The organism is Paenibacillus sp. Y951 (assembly GCF_056786395.1).
On sequence record NZ_JBXCIY010000012.1, the window covers coordinates 62517 to 84879 of the forward strand.

Sequence of the window (22363 nt, forward strand, 5' to 3'; positions counted from 1 at the left end):
AGCGCTTCACCTGCTCGGTTCTGAAATCCCGCTTTTTGAACTTATATTAATATGCTCTTGCAAAAATAACTGTATGTATGGCTTCGTCGCCACACACTAAACAAGTCGATTTCGGAGTATCCGGCTCGAATGGAATGTTACGACTCGTCGCACCCGTCTCATCTTTTACCGTTTTCTCACAAGCGGCAGAACCACACCAGCCAGCTTCAACAAATCCACGTTTTTTCTCCATAGCTGCTTTCATCTCATCTAGCGTATCTACTGAATAAGAATTTTCTTGACGGAATGCTAGCGCACGATCGTACATCGCTTGTTGTGTTTCTGCAAGAAGCTTCTCTACTTCAGCAACTAGATCTGTTTGAAGTACTGCACGTTTCTCACCAGTTATACGGGAAACAAGCATAACTTGTCCATTATCCATATCGCGAGGACCAAGTTCAAGACGAACAGGGATTCCACGCATTTCATATTCATTGAATTTCCAGCCTGGACTAACATCAGAACGATCGTCTACACGAACCCGAATTCCTGCTTTTTTCAGTTCAGTATACAATTCATCAACACGTCCAACGACAGCATCTCTCGTTTTGGCAGGTCCAATTGGAAGCATAATAACTTGAGTTGGTGCAATTTTCGGTGGCAATGCAAGCCCACGATCATCACCGTGAACCATAATTAATGCACCGATTAACCTTGTACTTACACCCCATGATGTTGTATGACAATATTGCAATTCATTGTTGCGATCCAAATATTTAATATCAAAGGCAACAGCGAACTTTTCGCCAAGATAATGTGATGTACCTGCTTGTACTGCTTTACCATCTTTCATCATTGCCTCGATGGAATAAGTATCCACAGCACCAGCAAAGCGCTCAGATGGTGTTTTTTCGCCTTTAATAACAGGAATCGCAAGGAATTCCTCTACAAAGTCTGTATAGATATCAAGCATTTGACGTGTTTCTTGACGTGCTTCTTCTTCTGTTTCATGCGCTGTATGTCCTTCTTGCCATAGGAACTCACTTGTACGAAGAAACGGAAGTGTTCTTTTCTCCCAACGAACAACGTTTGCCCACTGGTTAATTAGAACGGGTAGATCACGATAAGATTGAATCCATTTGGAATACATATGTCCGAACATCGTTTCAGAAGTAGGGCGAATCGCTAGACGTTCCTCTAGCACTTCACCTGCCGCTTCTGTTACCCATGGCAATTCAGGGTTGAAGCCTTCAACATGTTCCTTCTCCTTTTGGAAGAAGCTCTCTGGAATGAATAATGGAAAATAAGCATTTCTATGTCCTGTTTCTTTGAAGCGACGGTCAAGATCCTTCTGAATATTTTCCCAGATCTCATAACCCTCAGGTCTGAAAATGATACAACCACGGACTGGAGAATAATCCATTAATTCCGCTTTTTTAATTACATCGATATACCATTTAGAAAAGTCCTCAGATTGAGGTGTAATCTCTGTTACAAATTGTTTATCCTTAGCCATATGCTAGAATTACTCCCCTCTAATTAATCTCAAAATATCATTATATGTGACGACAAGCATTAATAACATGAGCATTGCAAAACCAATAAAGTGAACAAATGCTTCTTTGTTCGGGTTAATCGGCTTACGACGAATCGCTTCAAGTCCGATAAATAACAACCTGCTGCCATCTAATGCAGGGACAGGCAACAAATTAAATATACCTAAGTATAGACTAAGTACTGCAGTCCAACTCGTCAACTGCACAATACCTTGGCGAGCGATTTGACTCGTAATTTCAGCAGTACGAACGGGTCCACCAAGATCGTCTAACTTAAACTGACCTGTAACTAGCATTTTTAAGCCGTCAAAGATCATTATGGTCATATCTTTCATTAATGTACCAGCCTCGGTAAACGTCTCTCCAAACCCTGCTGAGCGTGTACCATAACTTGGGGAGACACCGATCTTGCCGTCTCCAGCTTCATCTGGAAGTGGCGTTACATTAATGTTTTGGACTGTACCATTACGCTCAATTTGTATCTCAACTGGTTTGTTTGCACTTTCGGCTACAATATCAATCATTCTTGTAAAATCAACACCAATTACTTCGCCGTTCACCATAATAATTTTATCTCCGACTTGTAAATTTGCCGTGGCAGCAGGAGATTCTTGACTAACAATTTGACCAATCAAAATACTATCCTTAATTCCAGCCATCTGGATATAGACCAAGAACAAGACAAAAGCCAAAATAAAGTTCATCAGCGGGCCTGCAAAAATAGCCATTGCCCGTTTGCCAACCGATTTACTAGAAAAATGACGATCGATTGGAGCGATCTGAGTTTCATTCCCTCTAGCTATAACTAAAGCCTGTGGATGAATACTATATTTTTCCACTTCACCATCGATATCAAGATCGATATGTAATTGGCGTTCTAAATCTACGGAGACCACTTCACCACGGATCGATTCACTACGTTCATCGAGACGATCCAAATAGATCCGATGTACAACCCCATCCTTTAACCTTACAGCTATCGTCTGTCCCGTCTGTACTTCGACAATTTCAGGATCTTCGCCAGCCATCCGCACGTAACCACCTGCTGGAACTAAACGAAGCGTAAACTTCGTCTCGCCACGCTTGAACGAGAATAGTTTGGGTCCAAAACCAATTGCGAATTCCCTTACAAGAATACCCGCTCGCTTGGCGAAATAGTAATGACCCCATTCATGGATCGTAACAATTACGAAAAATACTAATACCGTTAATAGCACCGTTTGAATCATTTGCATACTTTCTCATAGCCTCCCGTTGTTACGGCCTGTACATAGATTATCATTATTCTACTGCGAGACACAAGAGAACTACCCTTCACAATTAAATTCGAGCGGCAATTGTTCTTGCTTCTTGATCGACAGCAATGATGGCCTCAATACTATCAACTTTGCAGCTATGATGTTGTGAGAGAACAGACTCTACAACATTTTCGATGGCTAAAAATGATATTTCACCACGTAAAAAGCGTTCAACAGCAATTTCATTGGCAGCATTGAACACTGTAGGAGCAGACAAGCCGGCTCTTCCACATTCAAAAGCCAATCTCAACATTGGATATCGCTCGAAATCCATATGACGGAAATTAAGTTTGCTAATAGAAGCTAAATCTAATCGATCCGTACGTGTTGCAATTCGCTCAGGATATGTTAATGCGTATTGAATCGGCACTCTCATATCAGGCATTCCAAGCTGAGCAATTACACTACGATCATTGAATTCAACATACGAATGAATAATACTTTCCGGATGTATAATGACTTTGATCTGATCATAGCTGAGATTGAACAACCAGTGAGCTTCGATTACTTCAAGACCTTTATTTGCCATAGTAGCTGAATCTATCGTTATCTTCGCGCCCATCGACCAATTGGGATGGTTCAATGCTTGCTCTACCGTAACATTCGCTAATTGTACTCTAGAATAATCACGGAACGAACCGCCCGAGGCAGTTAATGTAATATGATCAATGCTACTTATCGATTCACCGTTAAGGCATTGAAAAATAGCAGAATGTTCGCTATCAATCGGTAAGATCGCAACTTGCTTCTTTCTAGCTCGCTCCATAACGATATGTCCTGCCGTCACAAGCGTCTCTTTGTTAGCTAGTCCGATTGTCTTACCTTCGTCGATCGCTGCTAATGTAGCCGGCAACCCACGGCTTCCTAGTATTGCGGTAACAACGATGTCGGCATCTGAAACAGTCGCCACTTCGATTAAGCCTTCTTCTCCATATACAACTTTAATATGAGGAGGAATATGTAATTTTAATTGCTCTGCAAGTTCTTTCGTTGCAACGCTTATGACTTGAGGTTTATACTTTTGCGCTTGTTGTATTAATCTTTCAATATTACTACCAGCGGAAAGTGCAACCACTTCAAATTTATCAGGATGCTGATCAACGACATCTAATGTTTGCGTACCTATTGATCCTGTTGACCCTAGCAGTGAAATTTTTTTCAAAATATTACCCTCCACCTTAGACAGGAATAAGCCCAGTTAACACTAATATTGGAAAAACAATGATCCAACTATCTGTGCGATCAATTATCCCGCCATGACCAGGCATTATATTACCCATGTCTTTAATTCCACGTACGCGCTTGTATGCGGATTGAATTAAATCACCGAATTGTCCTGCTACAGCAGCAACCATACCAATCACGATTGCACGCCACATTTCAATTAGATCAGGAGCAAATAGTGCAAAAATGACAGCAACAATAACGGAACTAACAACCCCGCCAATTGCACCTTCAATCGTCTTGTTAGGACTTATTAATGGCCATAGTTTATGTTTTCCAAATGCACGCCCAGAGAAATACGCACCAATATCCGATGCCCATATGACACAAAATGCTAGTATACTCCACCATAAACCATGCTGTTCAAGTAGGCGAACATCGATCATCGACGCAAAGCCGATACCTATATACACTGTGCCTAAAAAACTTACAGCTACTTCATCAATCGTATACTTATTTTTGGATAATACCGTAAACGCAAATAGCACAAACATAAGTAACCATATCATCGTTTGATCAGTAATCCACTTCAAGCCATAATGCTCATAAGGAAATACAAGCGCTAATAATCCGACGACCGAAATGATATGTATCGGATTACTCCAGCTTAATTTATTCATACGAGTAAATTCAAACAATCCAATAATCGCCATTAGAAGTACTAATACTGAATATAGTGGACCCCCGACAATTAATAAACCAATAAAAAAAGCACCAAATAATAGACCAGTAACCATTCTTTGCTTCATTACAAAATTTCACCTCGAATGATGAGACTATACACCGCCGAAACGGCGAGCTCGCCGCTGATATTCTTCTATCGCTGCAGTGAAATGCTCTTCAGAGAATTCAGGCCAGTATACATCTGTGAAATAAAATTCGCTGTACGCTAATTGCCAGAGCATAAAGTTACTTAATCTAACCTCACCACTAGTACGAATTAGCAAATCTGGATCTGGCATTTGCTCTGATTGCATATATGAGGATAGTAATTCCTCATCGATATCGTCTAATTGAATTTGCTGTTGTGCGACTTGAGATGCAACAAGTTTAACGGCTTCAATAATTTCCAATCTTCCCCCATAATTCAAGGCGAAATTCAGAACAAGTCCAGTGTTTTTAGCTGTTTTTCTCATCGCTACTTCTACAGCAGTTCTAGTATGAGCAGGAAGGTTTTCAATGTCGCCCATCATACGTACTTGAACATTATTTTCCATTAACTCATCAATTTCCATTTCAAGAAATTGTTGCGGTAACTTCATTAGAAAGTCAACTTCTTCTTTTGGGCGTTTCCAATTTTCAGTTGAAAAAGCATACATCGTTAAATATTTCACACCTAGATGACTAGCAGCCATCGTAATTTTCTTCACTGTTTTCATACCAGAACGATGTCCCGCAATCCGAGGAAGCCCCTTTTTCTTAGCCCATCGCCCGTTCCCATCCATTATAATTGCAATATGAACTGGAATATTGTCAGATTTCAAGGTTTGTTCTGAAACAGATAATTTCTCGTTTTTTCTGGACCAAAGACGCTTAATCAATTAGCTCTCCCCCCGACAAAATCAAAGAATATTGTCCATTTATTGAAAGAACCCCACCTTATGGAGGGGCACTAATCATTAAACTTCCAATATTTCTTTTTCTTTTGTAGCTAATACTTTATCGCTTTCAGCAATGAATTTATCAGTTAGTTTCTGAACATCATCTTGAAAACGTTTGGATTCATCTTCAGAAATCTCAGATTTCTCAAGTTTTTTAATGCTATCATTAGCATCGCGACGAACATTACGAATGGCTACTTTTGCTTCTTCAGCAATTTTTTTCGCTGTTTTCACAAGCTCCATACGACGTTCTTCTGTAAGCATTGGTACAGACAAACGAATCGTACCACCATCATTTGATGGTGTCATGCCTACATCCGATTTCATAATCGCACGTTCTATCTCACTTACAGAGGATTTATCCCATGGTTGAATAATTATAGTTCTAGAATCCGGAGTTGTAATATTTGCTAATTGATTCAATGGTGTTGTTGCACCATAGTATTCAACTTGAATACGATCCAAAAGAGCAGGACTAGCTTTTCCAGCACGAAGCGTAGCAAATTCACGCTTCAATGAACTGATCGCTTTTTCCATTCTCTCTTCAGCAGATGTCTTAATTTCTTGTGACATTACTTCCCACTCCCTTTTACAATAGTACCAATCTTTTCACCTAATACGACACGTTTAATATTGCCGTTTTCGGTGATCGAAAATACGATAAGCGGAATATTGTTATCCATACATAGAGAAGTTGATGTAGAATCCATAACTCCAAGATTACGATTCAACACTTCCATGTACGTCAATTCTTCAAATTTCTCAGCTGTTTCATCTATGAATGGATCAGCAGAGTATACACCATCAACTTTATTTTTCGCCATTAGGATAACTTCTGCTTCAATTTCAGCAGCACGAAGCGCAGCTGTTGTATCTGTAGAGAAGAATGGGTTACCTGTACCAGCTGCGAAAATAACGACGCGGCCTTTTTCAAGGTGACGAATAGCGCGGCGGCGAATGTAAGGCTCAGCAATTTGTTGCATTGCGATTGAGGTTTGTACACGTGTTGGCACATCAATTTGTTCTAATGCGTCTTGAAGAGCTAAGGAATTCATTACTGTTGCTAACATCCCCATATAATCAGCCGTTGCACGGTCAATACCTTTTGCAGTACCAGCGATACCACGCCAAATATTTCCACCACCAACTACGATTGCTACTTCTACACCAAGTGCGATTACTTCTTTAACTTGGCTTGCAATAGAAGAAATGACTGTTGCTTCAATTCCATATCCTTCTTGACCTGCTAGTGACTCACCACTAACTTTCAATACGATGCGTTTAAATACTGGATGCTCCAACTTTTATACCTCCATCTTACACCTCTTTAACGAGGTCTTCAATTATGTTGCTTTTGATACAAGTAAGGCGGGGCAGACGCCCCGCCCTTTATCCTTGAGTTCGGATTAATTATTGATTTGAGCCATTACTTCTTCAGCGAAGTTTTCAACTTTTTTCTCTAAACCTTCACCTAGTTCGAAACGAACGAAACGACGGATTGAGATATTTTCACCGATTGTGTTAATTTTTTCATTAACAAGCGCCGCGATCGTTTTGTCTGGATCTTTGATGAATGACTGTTCAAGCAAACAGAATTCTTCATAGTATTTAGAAATACGACCTTCAACCATTTTCTCTACGATTTTAGCAGGTTTACCTTCGTTAAGAGCTTGAGCAGTAAGAATTTCTTTTTCTTTCTCAATTTCTTCCGCAGAAACTTCTTCACGGCTTACGAATTTCGGGTTAGAAGCAGCAATGTGCAATGCAATATCTCTTACGAATTCTTTGAACTGATCTGTTTTTGCAACGAAGTCAGTTTCACAGTTAACTTCAACTAGAACACCGATACGACCATTACTGTGGATATAAGATTCAACTAGACCGTCAGAAGCAAGACGACCTGCTTTGTTTGCTGCAGCCGAAAGCCCTTTCTCACGTAGGAAATCAATCGCTTTATCGATATTATTGTCTGTTGCTTCTAGGGCTTTCTTGCAATCAAGCATTCCTGCCCCTGTTCTTTCACGTAATTCTTTAACTGCCTTCGCATCTACTGCCATCTAAAAAACCTCCTAAAGTTGTTTATCATATTTTAGTTCAAAAAAAAGGATGGTGAGAGGTTTTCACCATCTGACCACCCTTTGTTGTTTATATGGTTATACCCAAAACCTGCAATTAAGCAGTTGTTTGCTCACCTTGGTTAGCTTCAACGATAGCATCAGCCATTTTAGCAGTAAGCAATTTAACAGCGCGAATTGCATCGTCATTACCAGGAATAACGTAGTCAATTTCGTCTGGATCACAGTTTGTATCAACGATACCTACAATTGGGATACCCAATTTGCGAGCTTCTGCAACAGCAATACGCTCTTTACGAGGATCGATTACAAACAATGCGCTTGGAAGTTTTTTCATGTTTTTGATACCGCCTAAGAATTTCTCTAGACGATCTTGCTCTTTCTTAAGAAGAATAACTTCTTTCTTAGGAAGAACTTCATAAGTACCATCTTGCTCCCACTTCTCAAGCTGTTTCAAACGATCAATACGTTTTTGAATAGTTTGGAAGTTAGTAAGTGTACCACCCAACCAACGTTGGTTGATAAAGAAGTTACCACAACGCTCAGCTTCTTCTTTTACAGAATCTTGAGCTTGTTTCTTAGTACCTACGAAAAGAACAGTACCGCCATCAGCAGCGATTGATTTGACAAAGTTATAAGCTTCATCAACTTTTTTCACTGTTTTTTGTAAGTCGATAATGTAAATCCCGTTTCTTTCTGTGAAGATATAACGATCCATCTTAGGGTTCCAACGACGAGTTTGGTGACCAAAGTGCACACCAGCTTCTAGTAGTTGTTTCATGGAAATAACCGCCATATTCAACACCTCCTGTTTGGTTTTTTTATTGTGTCCGCCGCTAATCGCATTTCTCATTATCACTTTTGCATAGCAAAAGCACCAATAATAAGATTGATAAGCGTGTGTTTTTAACACCGAAAATTAATATACCATATCGTGGTTACAGAATCAACCTAAATTGTACAGCAATCGTTGATTTTATTCGATTAACGTTAATTTTTCGACATTAATTAAGTTTTTACTCTCTTTTTCAGTTAATGGAATGCCCGATAGCAGCTTACGAATTTGCTCATCAGTACTCCCTTCCTCTACTAAAAAGAAACCAGCTCTGATCCTCTTATCGTGCTCTTTCAAATGTGCTGCAAAAGAAGTTGCACTTTCAATAATACTATTGCTTACAAGCAATTTCGCTGTTTTGTTCACCGATGCACCTGGATGAATACGCAATACATACCGCTTAGCAGGCTCATCAGCTACGATAGGCGGCTCTGATGACTCAATGGTATCGTCCAGTCCTGTTTGCCCCTCAACAACGGCTGCAGCAGTTGTACTAGGTGTCTGGGCCTCTAGATCAGTTTCATCATCCATCTCTAGTTCAATCTTATTCGAAGGGGTGGGTTCAATCAGGTCTCCGCCTGTCGTATTATTGATTTCATCGCTTATCTGATTAAGCTGCTTTTGACTATCTGAACCTAGATTATAAAGCTGGAGTAGCAATGCGCCAATAATTATTCCAATTCCTACGCCGATTAATAAAGAACGCTTATGCATGACGAGCATTCTCCTCTTGCTTCGCGAGCTGTAATATTAATTGTACTTCTCCTTTGTTTTTCCCAAGTTTTTTGGCAATAGCTTCTACCGATTTTCCATTTTCATACAATTCAAACAATTCTGTATATCTGCTATGTATACTGTTTTCCGGCACAATACTTTGCTTCAATTGTTCAATCTGTACGTCAAATGAAGATTGTTGCATAACAGGTGTCGAACTTTCACCTGAAAAAGCAGAATTTCCAGCCAATATTGATACTTTTGCATCAAAAGCTGCATTGGCATGCGAAAGGGAAGATAGTCGCTCTTCTAATTCTGAGCACTTCTTCTCCAGTCGCATCATTTGATCTGTCTTCAAGCGATCTTCTTCGCGCATTGTTTGCAATGAGTTTGTGAGCATTTTGACCAATCCATCATGCTCTTTCTCCATATTTTCCATAAACTGTTCGAATGACATTTCTAGTTGTTCGAATTGGGCATGATTTGAACTAGTAGTCGCTTGATTCTTCTTGTTCTTTGGTAATATCGCTGCTGTAACCGCAATAACTGCCCCTAATAAAGCGATATATTGCCAAGATTGCATAGAGTATCCCGCCTTGATTAATCTGAATTATAGTCGAATATCAAATCTATGCCCTTTATATGGATGCTTGCTGTCATCATTAAGCTCCTGGTCAAGAGCGTTATCGGTTTGTGTGCGCTTCTTAGATTTTTGTTCTTGTTGATTACCATTTTCCTGATCACGAATAAGTGCTTTATCCGTTTCCTCAACCGATTGGGCTACAGATCTTAATTCGTCAGTATGCTTCAATGCATTTGAAGCTAATATTGTCTGTTCAGTTACTGGTCTTTGCATTGCCTGCTGTTGAAGAGAACTCATCTCAGGAGTTCGCGGAACAGATAGCTGGAGATTTAATGGATTAATGCCCATATCTTGCCCCCCAATTCATATCGTTCTAATTAATAAATTGGTACCATAACAATTTCGCCGTCTTCATACTTGAATATGATATTCGATGTGCTATCTTTGATATACCTAGTATATCGTCCAATAACGATCTTGACACCACCATATACCGTGTTTTTAACACTTACACTAGCATTTTCACTATTTTCTAGCTGCTTCTCTATTTCAAACAAGCGATCCTTGAACTCAGTAATTGAAGTAACCGTCTGTTGCTTCGTATTAATTAGCTTTTGTCTCATAGCTAAGCGATCAGGCGTTAATTTTCCTGCTGCTGCCATTTGATCTAGAATAACAAGTGCTTTCTCGGTCCGATCCAAGTTTTCTGTATGCTCTTTCATTCCATGACGCAGTTGAACTTGTTCTTCACGCAAAGTCGGATTAACACCTACTTCAATAACTGTGTTTGTAGACATAGAATTACCTATTGTTCTTGCCGATACGCCTTCTCCTGCTTGAATCGTTCCGCCGACGATGAGTCCTTTGGAGCTACTGCATTCTACGGAATGTCCAGCTCGTACGATAGAATGCATAATGCTTTGAGATACAATAATATTATTACCTGCAATAAGAGTAGCATCTTGAATAAAGGAACACTTAATATTATTTTTGGCTTTAACCTGTCCTTTACCTGAAGCCATTATTCCGCTAGTAACTTCAATAGAGCCCTCTGACTCCAAGTCTGCACCCTCTACTCCACCAATAACGCGAATATCACCTACTGCTTTAATCTTGAAGCCTGTAAGTACATTACCACGTATTACAACTGTTCCGACAAAATCAATATTTCCAACGCGATAATCAACGTCACCATTTACTTCAAACACTGGAAACACATTAATTCTTTCTTGGTCGGTAATCGAGATCAATCCATCAATTGCAGCATATAATGCATTTCCTTCACCGTTCTTCACTACATTTTTGCCTACTTTAAATCGTGCAGACTTTCCAAGTGTAGCAGTTATTGGATCATCGGTTACACTAATACCTGCCTTTCCGTAGGTTGGAGCAATTAATTGTGCAATAAGTTGACCTCTATTAACATTATCAAGTTTCGAAATTTGTTTGAAATCAATCGTTTCTGATTCATTCATTTCACCGATTGACACTTTGTTACTTATTTTACTTACAAAATCGACCTTACCATCTATGCCTTTACCAGGAGGAGTTCCCTTTGCGATCTCTATCTTTTGTTTCATATAAACAAGGGGATCTTTAGCTATTAATCGTAAATTGTCGTACAGTATTCCATGGACAATACCTTTTGATCTAATATATTCGTCTAGGTCTGCCACTTCATAGGATACTTGATCGGAAATATAATGAAAATTAAACAAAGCGGTTAGCTTATCAGCAGAAATTTCGATATTAATGTTGGAATCAAAAATTTGTTTGTCCATATCTATTCACCTCTCTACGATTGAAATAATTGATCTTTGTAATGCTCTAGCACTCCACGTAATCTTTGTATAGCTTTTGAATGGAGCTGAGAGATCCGTGAAGGCGACAAAGACATTACTTCAGCAATTTCACTTAACGACAAATCCTCGAAGTAAAACAACGAAATAACCGTTCGTTCTTTCTCCGTTAGTCGATCAATACCCTTCACCAAGCTTTGTTCTAAAAAGACATCATCAACTGTTGATTCCGGTCTTTTAGCGGCTGGATCTATTAAAAGAGACATTCGAGTCTCTGACTCTTCTTCGCGAAGTGGTTCCTCTAGTGAAAATATCGTAGTTACAGAAATATCCTGAACCATACTGGAAAACTCTTTTTCACTAATATCTAGATACTCACATACTTCCATATCAGTAATCGAACGCATATGACGTTGTTCTAATACTTGATACGCTTCTTCAATCTTTTTGGCCTTTTCTCTAACTGAACGAGGGACCCAATCAGCTTGACGTAATCCATCAATAATTGAACCTCGAATACGCCATGAGGCATAGGTTTCAAATTGCAAACCTCTTAAATAATCAAACTTCTCAATCGCATCAATTAAGCCCATTATACCATGACTTGCCAAATCGTCTTTAATAACATTTTTCGGTAAACCAATTGCCATTCTATTCGTAACATATTCAACTAACGGTAAATAATTTTCAATCAAATCTTTTTTGGCGTCTATCTCACCTTGTTCTCGCCATGCCCGCCACAATTCAATGTTAGTCAAATGAGGCACTTTTTGCTCGTTCATCGACTCACTCTCCTGTTAGATGACGTATTACTTTTGTCAATTCCTCAGATTCCATACTATCAGTATTTACAAGCTGAGTGGGTTTCAATGGTTGAAATTGTTCACTCAGATCTTGTGAAACTTTTACTTCATCCTTTGGAGTAGACGATTTTGTTTGTGTGATTTGTGCTCTCAAAACTTCGTTTAAGTCCTCATCTTCATCAGGTGTAACGAAATTAACATTTGTTCCTTTAAGTGATTGAGCTGCTTCCGCTTCCGTAACAGCCTCCACTTCCTGACTCGGATTGATGATTACACCACATACAAAACGCACAGGAAAAGCTAGTAGAAAAAAAGTAATAAAAGCATAGGTACCTCTAATAAGAGATGTGATAAGTGGATTATTAGTTAGAGAGAACAGCATTATCAAGAAAAAACCAAATATCCCAAAACTGAGATTCCAACGCCAAGTACCAAACATTTTAAAGCTCCTTTGTTCCAAACTGTACACTACGGACGGAAAGAATACCGTTATCACTGTTAATTTCGATTGTACGTCCAAAATTACCACCAGTATCTTGTGCCAGCAATGGGATTTTATATTCCTCTAATAATAGTAAACAAGATTCTACATTACGAGGACCAATTCTTAACGTATCATTCTGTCCAGGTAAAGTAAACATTTGAGAGCCTCCAGCCATTTTCGCTCGAAGTGCATTCATACTTGCACCATTTTTCAATAGTAGCTCAATCAATCTAGGAATTGCAGTATCCGCGTATTTTGCAATATTCATGGGATTTTCTCTGGCAATGCTTGAGGAAGGCAGCATGACATGTGCCATACCAGCAAGATGCTTTCTCGGATCATAAAGTGTTAACCCTACACATGAACCAAGTCCAGTAGTCTTTAACACTTCGCCATGACTAGCGATATTCAAATCTGCCATACCGACTTTGATTAGTTTATCGCTTATCATGAACTACCTACCCCTAGAGATTGAAAGATTTTCTGGAACGAATCTGGATCTGGAATTAGAAAAAATTGACCTTCCATCGTTTTACAATCTTCAATAAATTTAGTTTCAATGAGTAATGCTGAGTCGCCCATCTGACCATAATGCATAATCCCATAGCTTAGAATAGCACCCGCCATATCATGAGCGACAATTGGAACTGATGGCATCATTTGTAGTTTTGTGAAATCTGCCAATGATGATAAATACGATCCCACAAGAATATTACCAATTTCACATAATACAGATAACTCCATTTCGGAATACACACCATCGTTAACATGCTGTAATGGTATAAGTTGTTCCATTAAATGCTGCGCATATTCCTCTTGAATAATAAAAAACATATTACTAGGAACATCGCCTTCAACACGCAAAAACACAGCAACGACAACTTGTTCAGATCCGCCTACACGATCAGCAATTTCTTCAAAAGGCATGAGTCTTACACTTGGAACAGACATATCGACCGGCTTGTTCAATAACGTAGACAAGGCTGTAGCCGCATTACCTGCTCCTATATTGCCTACCTCCTTCAATACATCTAGTTCAAATGCTTCAAACCGGTTAAAATTTGTCACTCTCTACACCTCTAACTGTTCAAGTTGAACAAGCTCTGAACGATTCAAAACTTCAGATAGATTCAACATAATAAGTAGTCTATCTTCTCCTATTTTTGCAATACCGTCTAAATATTTTGCTTGAATGCCCCCAACAATTTCTGGTGGCGAATCAATAGTATCTGTATCGATATCAATAACATCATTCGCGGCATCTACAATAAAGCCAACTTCCATTTCATTAACTGCCACTACAATAATACGAGTATGCTCTGTTATATCAGTTTCTGGAAGATTGAAACGACCACTTAAGTTAAGGACTGGAACAACAATTCCACGTAAATTAATTACGCCTTTAATAAATGAAGGAGTTTTGGGAACCCTTGTGATCGGTGACATTCTTTCAATCGTTTTTACTTTGTCTACCTCAATCCCATACTCCTCGTTACCTAGACCAAATACGATTACTTTCAATTCCTCAGCCATATTTACCCCTCCTAAAACTTTTCATAAGTCTCGATATACTTCCCAGTAATGAAAAGTAACATCGGAAGCTTAATCTAAAACTTTTCATAATTCTCGATACACTCCCATTAAATTGAAAAGTAGCATCGGAAGCTTAATCTTATTTAATTAAAGCGTTTGGATCGATAATCAGTGCAACTTGACCATCACCAAGAATAGTTGCGCCGGAAATACCTGAAATGTTTTTCATATATTTGCCGAGTGACTTCAATACGATTTCACTTTGCCCGATAAATTCATCGATAATAATAGCTGCCCATTTCTCGCCTTTATGAATGACGATAATTTCATGTTCATTCTCAAGTTGCTCATCGAAACTAGTAGAATCAAACAAATTTGATAGAGAAATAAGTGGAATAACAGCATTCCTGAATTTAATCATTGGATTACCGTGAACAGTTAAGACGCTAGATTTGGGAATGATTGCTGTCTCCACGATTGAGCTTAGTGGAACTGCATATTTCTCGTCCCCTAGCTTAATAAGCATCGCAGAAATAATCGAAAGTGTTAATGGTAACTGAACCGAGAACTTCGTCCCTTTTCCTTGGACGGATGTAACAGAGACATTACCACCTAATGAAGTAATCTTCGTGCGCACAACATCTAAGCCCACACCACGACCAGAAATATCTGAAATCGAATCAGCAGTACTGAAACCAGCTGCAAAAATTAACATATGAATTTCATCATCTGATAGTTTGCTAGCATCCTCTGGCTTCACAACACCTTTGCTAATTGCTTTTTCTAATATTTTTTGTTTATTAATGCCTTTACCATCTTCTTCAACTTCAATAAACACATGGTTTCCACTATGGAATGCACGTAAATGTACAGTACCCATTTCTGACTTACCAGCTGCGATACGTTCACTTACTGTTTCGATACCATGGTCTGCTGAATTACGTAATAAATGTACGAGTGGATCCCCAATTTCATCAATAACCGTACGGTCAAGTTCCGTTTCCGCACCAGTAATAATGAGATCAATCTTTTTATCAAGTGATTTGGCAATATCACGGATCATACGTGGGAAACGGTTGAATACGGTGTCAATGGGAACCATTCTTAGTTTCAACACAATATTTTGCAAATCAGAACTAACACGAGCCATATGCTCGACGGTTTCCGACAAATCACTACGTTTAATCTCACTAGCTAATTGTTCCAAACGTACACGGTCAATTAACATTTCACTGAATAAATTCATCAATGAATCCAATCGATCAATATCAACACGAATGGTACGATTTGCTACAGCCGCTTGTGAACTTGGCTTCGCATTTTTCTTCTCTTCTAAGTGCGCTACTTGCGATTCTGCTGGACTAGTAGTTGCTCCAGTAGATTCAGATGCTAGATTTTTATTAGTAGGTGTATCAGAATATGAAAGCGATGTTAGTGATTCTTCATCAATTATAGATACTTCTACACTCTCTATTTCCGAAATTTTATTAATTTTAGCTACAATTTCCTCTGAGCTTACTTGTGAAATTATAAACACTACAAAGGATCTATCGAATTTTTCTTGTTCCAGTGCTTCCACAGTGGGCTCCGACTTTACGATTTCTCCGGAACTTTCTAGTACATCGAATACCATGTATGAACGAGCTGCTTTCAGCACACAACTCTCCGTTAAAGTAATCTTCACATAAAATACTTGATGACCACTTTCAATCGATTGCTTCAATACTGATGACTGAAACTGATCTAGCATTGCATTACTATTATTCGTTGTTACTGAAGAAGTTTGAGCGGTTGCAGAAATATCTGCTGCACCATCTATTTTATGATCACCTTTGACGATTTTCACAAGATCGGCTACAATCGCAGACACATCTGCCTTACCCGTTCCACCTTGTACGATATCCTGCACCATCGTTTCAAGTGCATCTAAACCTTTGAATAAAGTATCAAAAATAAAACTATCCATTTTCAGTTTAACGTTACGAACCAGATCAAGGACATTTTCCATCTCATGAGTTAACGATGCAAGATCTTCGTAACCCATTGTTGCAGACATTCCCTTAAGTGTATGCGCAGAGCGGAAAATATCTTGTACAATTGATATATCCTCAGGGTCGCTTTCTAGTTTCATTAAGTTATCATTTAACGCTTGCAGGTGATCATTCGATTCGTCAATAAACATTGATAAATAAGCATTCATATCCATTATATGACACCTCCTATTAGTTTGCACTGCTCTTTGGAGCTTACCTCATTACAGCATTAACAATTTCAGGTGCAATCTGTGTCAATGGAAGCACCTTATTCGCAGCTCCTAGCTCCACTGCTGATCTTGGCATGCCGTACACGATACAGCTTTCCTCTGCCTCAGCAATTGTCGAGGTCACTCCATGCTCAAAGAGTTGCTTCATCCCTTGAGCTCCATCACTCCCCATACCTGTCATAATAACAATATGTCTCTCCAATTCATCAAATGGTAGCAATGAATCAAATAAAGTATCAACAGAAGGGCGATGACCATTTCTTGCAGGAGCACTCGTTAAATTAATTTCATAATGATGATTAACCATAACAACTTCCATATGGTATCCGCCTGGAGCAACATAGGCTTTACCATTTTCCAGCCTAACACCATGAATCGCTTCCATGACGGTTAGTTCACTAAAACTATCAAGTCTTTGTGCCAATGAATTCGTAAATCGTGGCGGCATATGCTGAACGATGACAACGGGAGCTTTTAAGTTGCCAGGTAAAGCAGTCAACACTTCGTGTAATGCCCTCGGACCTCCAGTGGATGTCCCAATTGCAACAATCTGCGTAACCACCTGATCGTTTTTACGTACACGTGAAACTACTTCACTAACCGCAACAGGTTCAACGATACGTTTGGGCTTTATCGTCGGCTTAAGAGACATATCAGTCAAAGGATTCGTAACGATTGGCTTCGTTTTCTTGTCTACTATATTCGATTGACTAGTTACTAGTGAGCTACTCTTTTGTATACGACTAATGTTATCATTTTTCAATAGATTTGACGTTGTTTCTAGACGATTTTGTAATAATTTATTACTTTCCTTCAAAGACTCCGTTACCGGTTTGAAAATATCCAATTTTCGGCGAGTAAGAACAGCTATTTTCAGCTTTTCTACGATCATTTCTCCAACGGCAATAATATCCTGTGACTGGGCACCTACGCCTGTTGGCTTCCGAATAAAGTCAAAGGCACCAAACTGCAAAGCTTTAATTGTGTCACGGGTATTCGCTTCACTTATTCCAGATAACATGATAATTGGAATCTTATGCTTTTTCAAAATATGCTGAAGCGCATCAATACCATTCATAAGCGGCATTTCTAGATCTAATGTGATAACATCGGGATTGAGTCTATTTGCACTAGCAACTGCCTCAATACCATTAACAGCAGTCCCGATAACCGTAAATTGCGGGTCTTTTTCAATAAGATCGGTTATTATTTTACGCATAAAGGCTGAATCATCAACGACTAATACACGATAAGGGTCCATTACTGTTCCTCCATTCTCAAGGATTATCTAGTACGTCTAAATAATTTATGTAAAAATCCTTTCACACCAGAAGAAGTGCCTGTATGTGGTATGTTCAAAAAATCTTTAGCAATCAGCATAATTCCTTTTGCTGCTTCCGAATCTGGAAATAGCATTAATAATGGAACTTGCTTCTTCACCGATTTCGATACATGCACATCATCGGAAATATAACCTAGTACTGGTAACTCAATATTAAGAAATCGTTTAGTAACACTACTAATATTATTAGCTGTCATTTCACCTTCTTGTCGATCCATCGAGCGATTAACAACAAGTCTGAATTTAACATCTGAATCTAAAGAGTTAACCATTTTAATTAAAGCATATCCATCGGTGATCGAAGTCGGTTCAGGAGTGGTAACGACAATCGTTTCATCAGACGATGTAATAAATTGTGCTGTTTCTTTCGAAAGTCCTGCTCCAGTATCAAAAATAATGTAATCGTACTGACCTTGAAGCTTTAATATTTCGCGCCCAAAACGTTCAATCTCTAGCTCTGTTAAGCGTATTAGATCTAATAACCCGGAACCGCCTGCTATATAATGCAATCCTTCAGGTCCTACACTAATAATATCCCAAATTGTTTTTTCGTTTTTGATTAGATGATATAGATTATACTGAGAAGAGGTTCCCATAAGCACATCGATATTTGCCATCCCGATATCAGCATCCAGTACTAGTACTTTCATCCCTAGCCTTTGCAGCGCTAGACTAAAATTCAAACTGAAATTAGATTTACCAACTCCACCTTTTCCACTAGTTACAGAAAGAAATCTCGTCTCCTTCTGTTTTTGCGTGTCTGAATGTTGCTTTACTAATTGTCGTAGCGCTTCTGCTTGGTCATTCATGATGTGGATCTCCTAGCAATAGTTCTATATAACCTTCTACAGAAAATACTTCAATATCATCTGGTACATTTTGACCACTTGTTACAAAGAGGGGCTGCAAGCCATACATCATAATCATATTAAAGATCGAGCCGTATACATTAGCTTCATCAAGCTTCGTGAAGACGACTTTTCTAACACCATATTTACTGAATTTCTCTGCAACGACATTCATATCTTGCGTTCTACTCGTTAGACTAAGAACTAGAATAGCCTCACTTGTTTCACCATTTTGAAGTAAACTATTCACTTCTGATACATGAATATCACTCTTAAAGTTGCGTCCAGCAGTATCCATGAAAATAAGTTCAACCTGCTCTAACTGACCGTAAGCACGCTGCAAATCTAAAGGAGAAAATACAACTTCTAAAGGTATATTCAAAATATTAGCATACGTTCGGAGCTGCTCTACCGCTGCAATACGATAAGTATCCGCTGTAATTAAACCGAGCTTCTTCCCATCTTTAATGGAATAATTGGCCGAAAGCTTTGCGATTGTCGTTGTCTTTCCAACACCTGTAGGACCTACAAATTGGACAATTCTCGAGCTTTGATTGATTTCTGCCAATTGATATGGAGATAGCCATTCAAGAAATTTTTGTTTTGAAAAATCCCAAACGGCATCAGTAGATAATCTCTCATTATTTTGAAGTTCTAGTTCATTCAGCTCATCACTGATGACTTCGATCCATTGCTTAAATATTTCTTGTTCACCTAATCTTTGCTTCATCGCTTCGATAGCTGGAGATTCCAAGCGAAGATCACTAGAATAAGTTGAAAATCGTTGCATCTCCTGGCGCAAGCTTTTTAATTCATTTACAATAAATAGCTCAGATTTCGAAAATTCATTCGATCGCGATTGCACTGGTGCTTCGACTGAATGATGAGCCCCATTAGATGTGCTCACCGCATCAGTTATCACAGTATCTCTCCCCTGTGATGAATTCGCACGAATCGGTTCTTTTGCAGTTTCTCGCTCGGTATTAGAATCTACTGAAGATGATCCTCCGTATAATTTCGAAGCGAATGATGCAGCATTAGGTGTATCTAATAATTTATTAATATTTGCTTGAATATCTAGTGGAGACGACGAACGTAGCCCATCTTCCTCCACTTTAGCTGATCCTTTGCCACGTTGACTTGCCTTTAATATTTGTTCAACAACATAATCAACCTGATCGCTAGATACCTTTTTCGACTTTTTTTGAGCCTCCGGCTCAACTGCTGCCATCACTTCTATTTTACGCTTACGAAACATACCAAGAAATCCACCTATTTTAATCTCTTTCGTTTCTAAAATGACTGCGTCCGTTCCCATCTCGTCACGGATGAGAGCAACGGCATCAGGCAATGTATCGACTACATATCGTTTGACTCTCATAGATTAACCACCCCAACGCTTTGAACTTCTACATTCGGTTCTAATTCACTATATGACAAAATAGGAATATCCTGCAATGTACGAGCAACAATTTGGCGCAAATACATCCGAATCGTAGGTGAAGTAAGAATGATCGGTTGCTGTCCCGATTGTAGCAAACGATTCACTTGCTCTGTTAATCGCTGATAAATTTGTTGTGAAGACACTGGGTCGAGTGATACATAGCTTCCTTGATCATTTTGTTGAACAGAATCGATAATTTTCTTCTCCAGCTGTGCGCCTAAAGTAATAACACGTAACGATTGACCAGCTGCTGAATATTGCAATGTAATTTGACGAGATAATGATTGTCGAACATATTCCGTTAATATATCTGGATCTTTAGAATATTGACCATAATCAGCCAATGTTTCAAATATCGTAACGAGGTCGCGAATCGATACCTTCTCTTGCAGTAATTTCGTTAATACTTTTTGAACATCACCTATTGACATAATACTAGGAATAAGTTCATCCACAAGTGCCGGATAACTCGTCTTAACATTTTCAACAAGTGCTTTTGTTTCTTGACGACCAAGTAATTCATGTGCGTGTCGCTTCACAATTTCGGTTAAATGTGTAGCAACAACAGATGGGGGATCGACAACCGTGTAGCCGGATAGTTCAGCACGTTCTTTGGTCATCTCATCAATCCAGATTGCAGGTAAACCAAATGCCGGCTCGGTTGTTTCAATACCATGAATCGTATCATCTTCAAAGCCTGGACTCATTGCCAAATAGTGATTCAATAATAACTCTCCGCCTGCGACCGTATTACCTTTAATTTTAATGACATATTCATTGGGCTTAAGTTGAATATTATCTCGTATTCGAATAACTGGAACGACTAGACCTAATTCTAAAGCGCATTGCCGGCGAATCATAATAATTCGATCTAGTAAATCTCCACCTTGCTGTGTATCAGCTAGCGGTATTAAACCATAACCAAATTCAAACTCAATCGGATCGACCTGTAATAAACTAATGACACTTTCTGGACTCCGTACCTCTTCTATCTGTTGCTCTTCTACAAGTAATTCATCTTGAGCAGCTTTCTTCGTTTGTGAATTTTGAATTAAGTACGCACCAATCCCAATTGCAATTGCAAACGGCCATGTACGCATAATTCCAATTGGAGTTAATCCCAAAAGTGCAATTGTACCAGCAGCTACATATAGTAATTTCGGATATTTGAATAATTGAGCAGTAATATCTTCTGCTAGATTACCCTCAGAAGCAGAACGAGTTACAATTAAACCTGCAGCAGTTGAAATAAGTAGCGCTGGAATTTGGGCAACTAGACCGTCACCAATCGTTAAGATCGTAAACTTATTAAGTGATTCTCCAAAAGATAGATCCCAGTTCACCATACCAATAATGAAACCACCAATTAGATTGATAATCATCATCACGATTGTGGCAATGGCATCACCTTTAATGAACTTACTTGCACCATCCATCGCTCCGAAGAAATTAGATTCTCGTTCGATGGTAGAACGACGTTCTTTGGCTTCAAATTCATTAATGATTCCTGAGTTCAAGTCAGCATCAATACTCATCTGCTTACCTGGCATTGCATCTAGCGTAAATCTCGCCGCTACCTCTGCCACACGCTCGGAACCTTTTGTAATAACAATGAATTGAACCACTACTAATATTAAGAAGACGACAAAGCCGATAATTACGTCTCCGCCACCAACCCATTGACCAAATGTTTCAATTACTTCTCCGCCCTCAGCCTTGGATAGAATACTTCTTGTAGTAGAAATACTTAGTGATAGCCTAAATATTGTCGTTACCAAAAGTATTGCTGGGAAAATAGCAAAATCAAGCGCAGATTTCGTATTCATCGCAACTAATAGGATCGTAAGTGCTATCGTAATATTCACAATTAAAAGTAAGTCAATAAGCAATGTAGGGATTGGCACGATCATCATGAGAATAATTCCGATGATTCCGCAAGTAATAATGAGCTCTTTCAGCTTCATGATGGTCCCACCCCCTAG

The 22363-nt window shown here is 39.0% G+C and carries 23 protein-coding genes; all 23 read right to left on the reverse strand.

The annotated features are described in order from the left end of the window. Positions 1–46 precede the first annotated feature (46 nt). The 23 genes from proS to flhA all read right to left on the reverse strand — a co-directional run bounded on the left by proS (position 47) and on the right by flhA (position 22345). Positions 47–1495 carry a proline--tRNA ligase gene (gene proS / locus AC1TPB_RS16805; RefSeq protein ID WP_482077561.1) on the reverse strand — a complete coding sequence of 483 codons (1449 nt, stop codon included), beginning with the start codon at positions 1493–1495 and terminating at the stop codon, positions 47–49. A 9-nt stretch (positions 1496–1504) separates the two neighbouring features. Next, on the reverse strand, positions 1505–2770 hold the full coding sequence (gene rseP, locus AC1TPB_RS16810) for an RIP metalloprotease RseP (protein WP_482077562.1): 1266 nt from the start codon (positions 2768–2770) through the stop codon (positions 1505–1507). A gap of 85 nt (positions 2771–2855) precedes the next feature. Beyond that, a complete protein-coding gene (locus tag AC1TPB_RS16815) occupies positions 2856–3995 on the reverse strand; it encodes a 1-deoxy-D-xylulose-5-phosphate reductoisomerase (RefSeq protein WP_482077563.1) in 1140 nt (379 codons plus the stop codon). A 16-nt stretch (positions 3996–4011) separates the two neighbouring features. Beyond that, positions 4012–4806, reverse strand: coding sequence for a phosphatidate cytidylyltransferase (locus AC1TPB_RS16820; protein WP_482077564.1), 795 nt, complete (start codon positions 4804–4806; stop codon positions 4012–4014). Positions 4807–4833: 27 nt separating this feature from the next. After that, positions 4834–5598, reverse strand: coding sequence for an isoprenyl transferase (locus AC1TPB_RS16825; RefSeq protein ID WP_482077565.1), 765 nt, complete (start codon positions 5596–5598; stop codon positions 4834–4836). A gap of 78 nt (positions 5599–5676) precedes the next feature. Continuing rightward, positions 5677–6231 (reverse strand): ribosome recycling factor, encoded by a 555-nt coding sequence (gene frr, locus AC1TPB_RS16830; RefSeq protein WP_482060998.1) that lies wholly within the window; start codon positions 6229–6231, stop codon positions 5677–5679. Continuing rightward, positions 6231–6959 carry a UMP kinase gene (gene pyrH / locus AC1TPB_RS16835; RefSeq protein ID WP_482060999.1) on the reverse strand — a complete coding sequence of 243 codons (729 nt, stop codon included), beginning with the start codon at positions 6957–6959 and terminating at the stop codon, positions 6231–6233. The genes frr and pyrH overlap by 1 nt, the downstream gene beginning before the upstream one ends. Positions 6960–7064: 105 nt before the next feature. After that, complete coding sequence (gene tsf, locus AC1TPB_RS16840) at positions 7065–7715, reverse strand: translation elongation factor Ts (protein ID WP_482061000.1); 651 nt, start codon at positions 7713–7715, stop codon at positions 7065–7067. A 115-nt stretch (positions 7716–7830) separates the two neighbouring features. Then, positions 7831–8529, reverse strand: coding sequence for a 30S ribosomal protein S2 (rpsB, locus tag AC1TPB_RS16845; protein WP_482077566.1), 699 nt, complete (start codon positions 8527–8529; stop codon positions 7831–7833). A 180-nt stretch (positions 8530–8709) separates the two neighbouring features. Next, positions 8710–9282, reverse strand: a complete 573-nt coding sequence (locus tag AC1TPB_RS16850) for a hypothetical protein (RefSeq protein WP_482077567.1) — start codon at positions 9280–9282, stop codon at positions 8710–8712. Beyond that, positions 9275–9865 (reverse strand): DUF6115 domain-containing protein, encoded by a 591-nt coding sequence (locus AC1TPB_RS16855; RefSeq protein WP_482077568.1) that lies wholly within the window; start codon positions 9863–9865, stop codon positions 9275–9277. The genes AC1TPB_RS16850 and AC1TPB_RS16855 overlap by 8 nt, the downstream gene beginning before the upstream one ends. 27 nt (positions 9866–9892) lie before the next feature. Further along, positions 9893–10213 (reverse strand): hypothetical protein, encoded by a 321-nt coding sequence (locus tag AC1TPB_RS16860; protein ID WP_482061004.1) that lies wholly within the window; start codon positions 10211–10213, stop codon positions 9893–9895. 29 nt (positions 10214–10242) lie between these two features. Next, positions 10243–11646: a DUF342 domain-containing protein gene (locus AC1TPB_RS16865; protein WP_482077569.1), complete on the reverse strand. Its 1404-nt coding sequence runs from the start codon at positions 11644–11646 to the stop codon at positions 10243–10245. Positions 11647–11660: 14 nt separating this feature from the next. Beyond that, positions 11661–12446 (reverse strand): FliA/WhiG family RNA polymerase sigma factor, encoded by a 786-nt coding sequence (locus AC1TPB_RS16870; RefSeq protein WP_482077570.1) that lies wholly within the window; start codon positions 12444–12446, stop codon positions 11661–11663. Between the two features lie 4 nt (positions 12447–12450). Then, a complete protein-coding gene (locus AC1TPB_RS16875; protein WP_482077571.1) occupies positions 12451–12906 on the reverse strand; it encodes a hypothetical protein in 456 nt (151 codons plus the stop codon). Position 12907: 1 nt separating this feature from the next. Next, entirely contained in the window at positions 12908–13402 is a 495-nt protein-coding gene (locus AC1TPB_RS16880) for a chemotaxis protein CheD (protein WP_482061008.1), read from the reverse strand. Continuing rightward, on the reverse strand, positions 13399–14019 hold the full coding sequence (locus AC1TPB_RS16885; RefSeq protein ID WP_482061009.1) for a chemotaxis protein CheC: 621 nt from the start codon (positions 14017–14019) through the stop codon (positions 13399–13401). Before AC1TPB_RS16885 ends, AC1TPB_RS16880 begins: the two co-directional genes overlap by 4 nt. A gap of 3 nt (positions 14020–14022) precedes the next feature. Then, positions 14023–14484: a chemotaxis protein CheW gene (locus AC1TPB_RS16890; protein ID WP_482077572.1), complete on the reverse strand. Its 462-nt coding sequence runs from the start codon at positions 14482–14484 to the stop codon at positions 14023–14025. 139 nt (positions 14485–14623) lie between these two features. Then, a complete protein-coding gene (locus AC1TPB_RS16895) occupies positions 14624–16690 on the reverse strand; it encodes a chemotaxis protein CheW (RefSeq protein WP_482077573.1) in 2067 nt (688 codons plus the stop codon). Between the two features lie 40 nt (positions 16691–16730). Next, positions 16731–18008 carry a protein-glutamate methylesterase/protein-glutamine glutaminase gene (locus AC1TPB_RS16900; RefSeq protein ID WP_482077574.1) on the reverse strand — a complete coding sequence of 426 codons (1278 nt, stop codon included), beginning with the start codon at positions 18006–18008 and terminating at the stop codon, positions 16731–16733. 23 nt (positions 18009–18031) lie between these two features. Then, positions 18032–18898 carry a MinD/ParA family protein gene (locus tag AC1TPB_RS16905; RefSeq protein WP_482061013.1) on the reverse strand — a complete coding sequence of 289 codons (867 nt, stop codon included), beginning with the start codon at positions 18896–18898 and terminating at the stop codon, positions 18032–18034. Next, the gene (gene flhF, locus AC1TPB_RS16910; RefSeq protein WP_482077575.1) at positions 18891–20318 is read right to left on the reverse strand and encodes a flagellar biosynthesis GTPase FlhF; all 1428 of its coding nucleotides are present in this window, start codon (positions 20316–20318) and stop codon (positions 18891–18893) included. Before flhF ends, AC1TPB_RS16905 begins: the two co-directional genes overlap by 8 nt. Then, positions 20315–22345, reverse strand: coding sequence for a flagellar biosynthesis protein FlhA (gene flhA, locus AC1TPB_RS16915; protein ID WP_482077576.1), 2031 nt, complete (start codon positions 22343–22345; stop codon positions 20315–20317). Before flhA ends, flhF begins: the two co-directional genes overlap by 4 nt. Positions 22346–22363 lie beyond the last annotated feature (18 nt).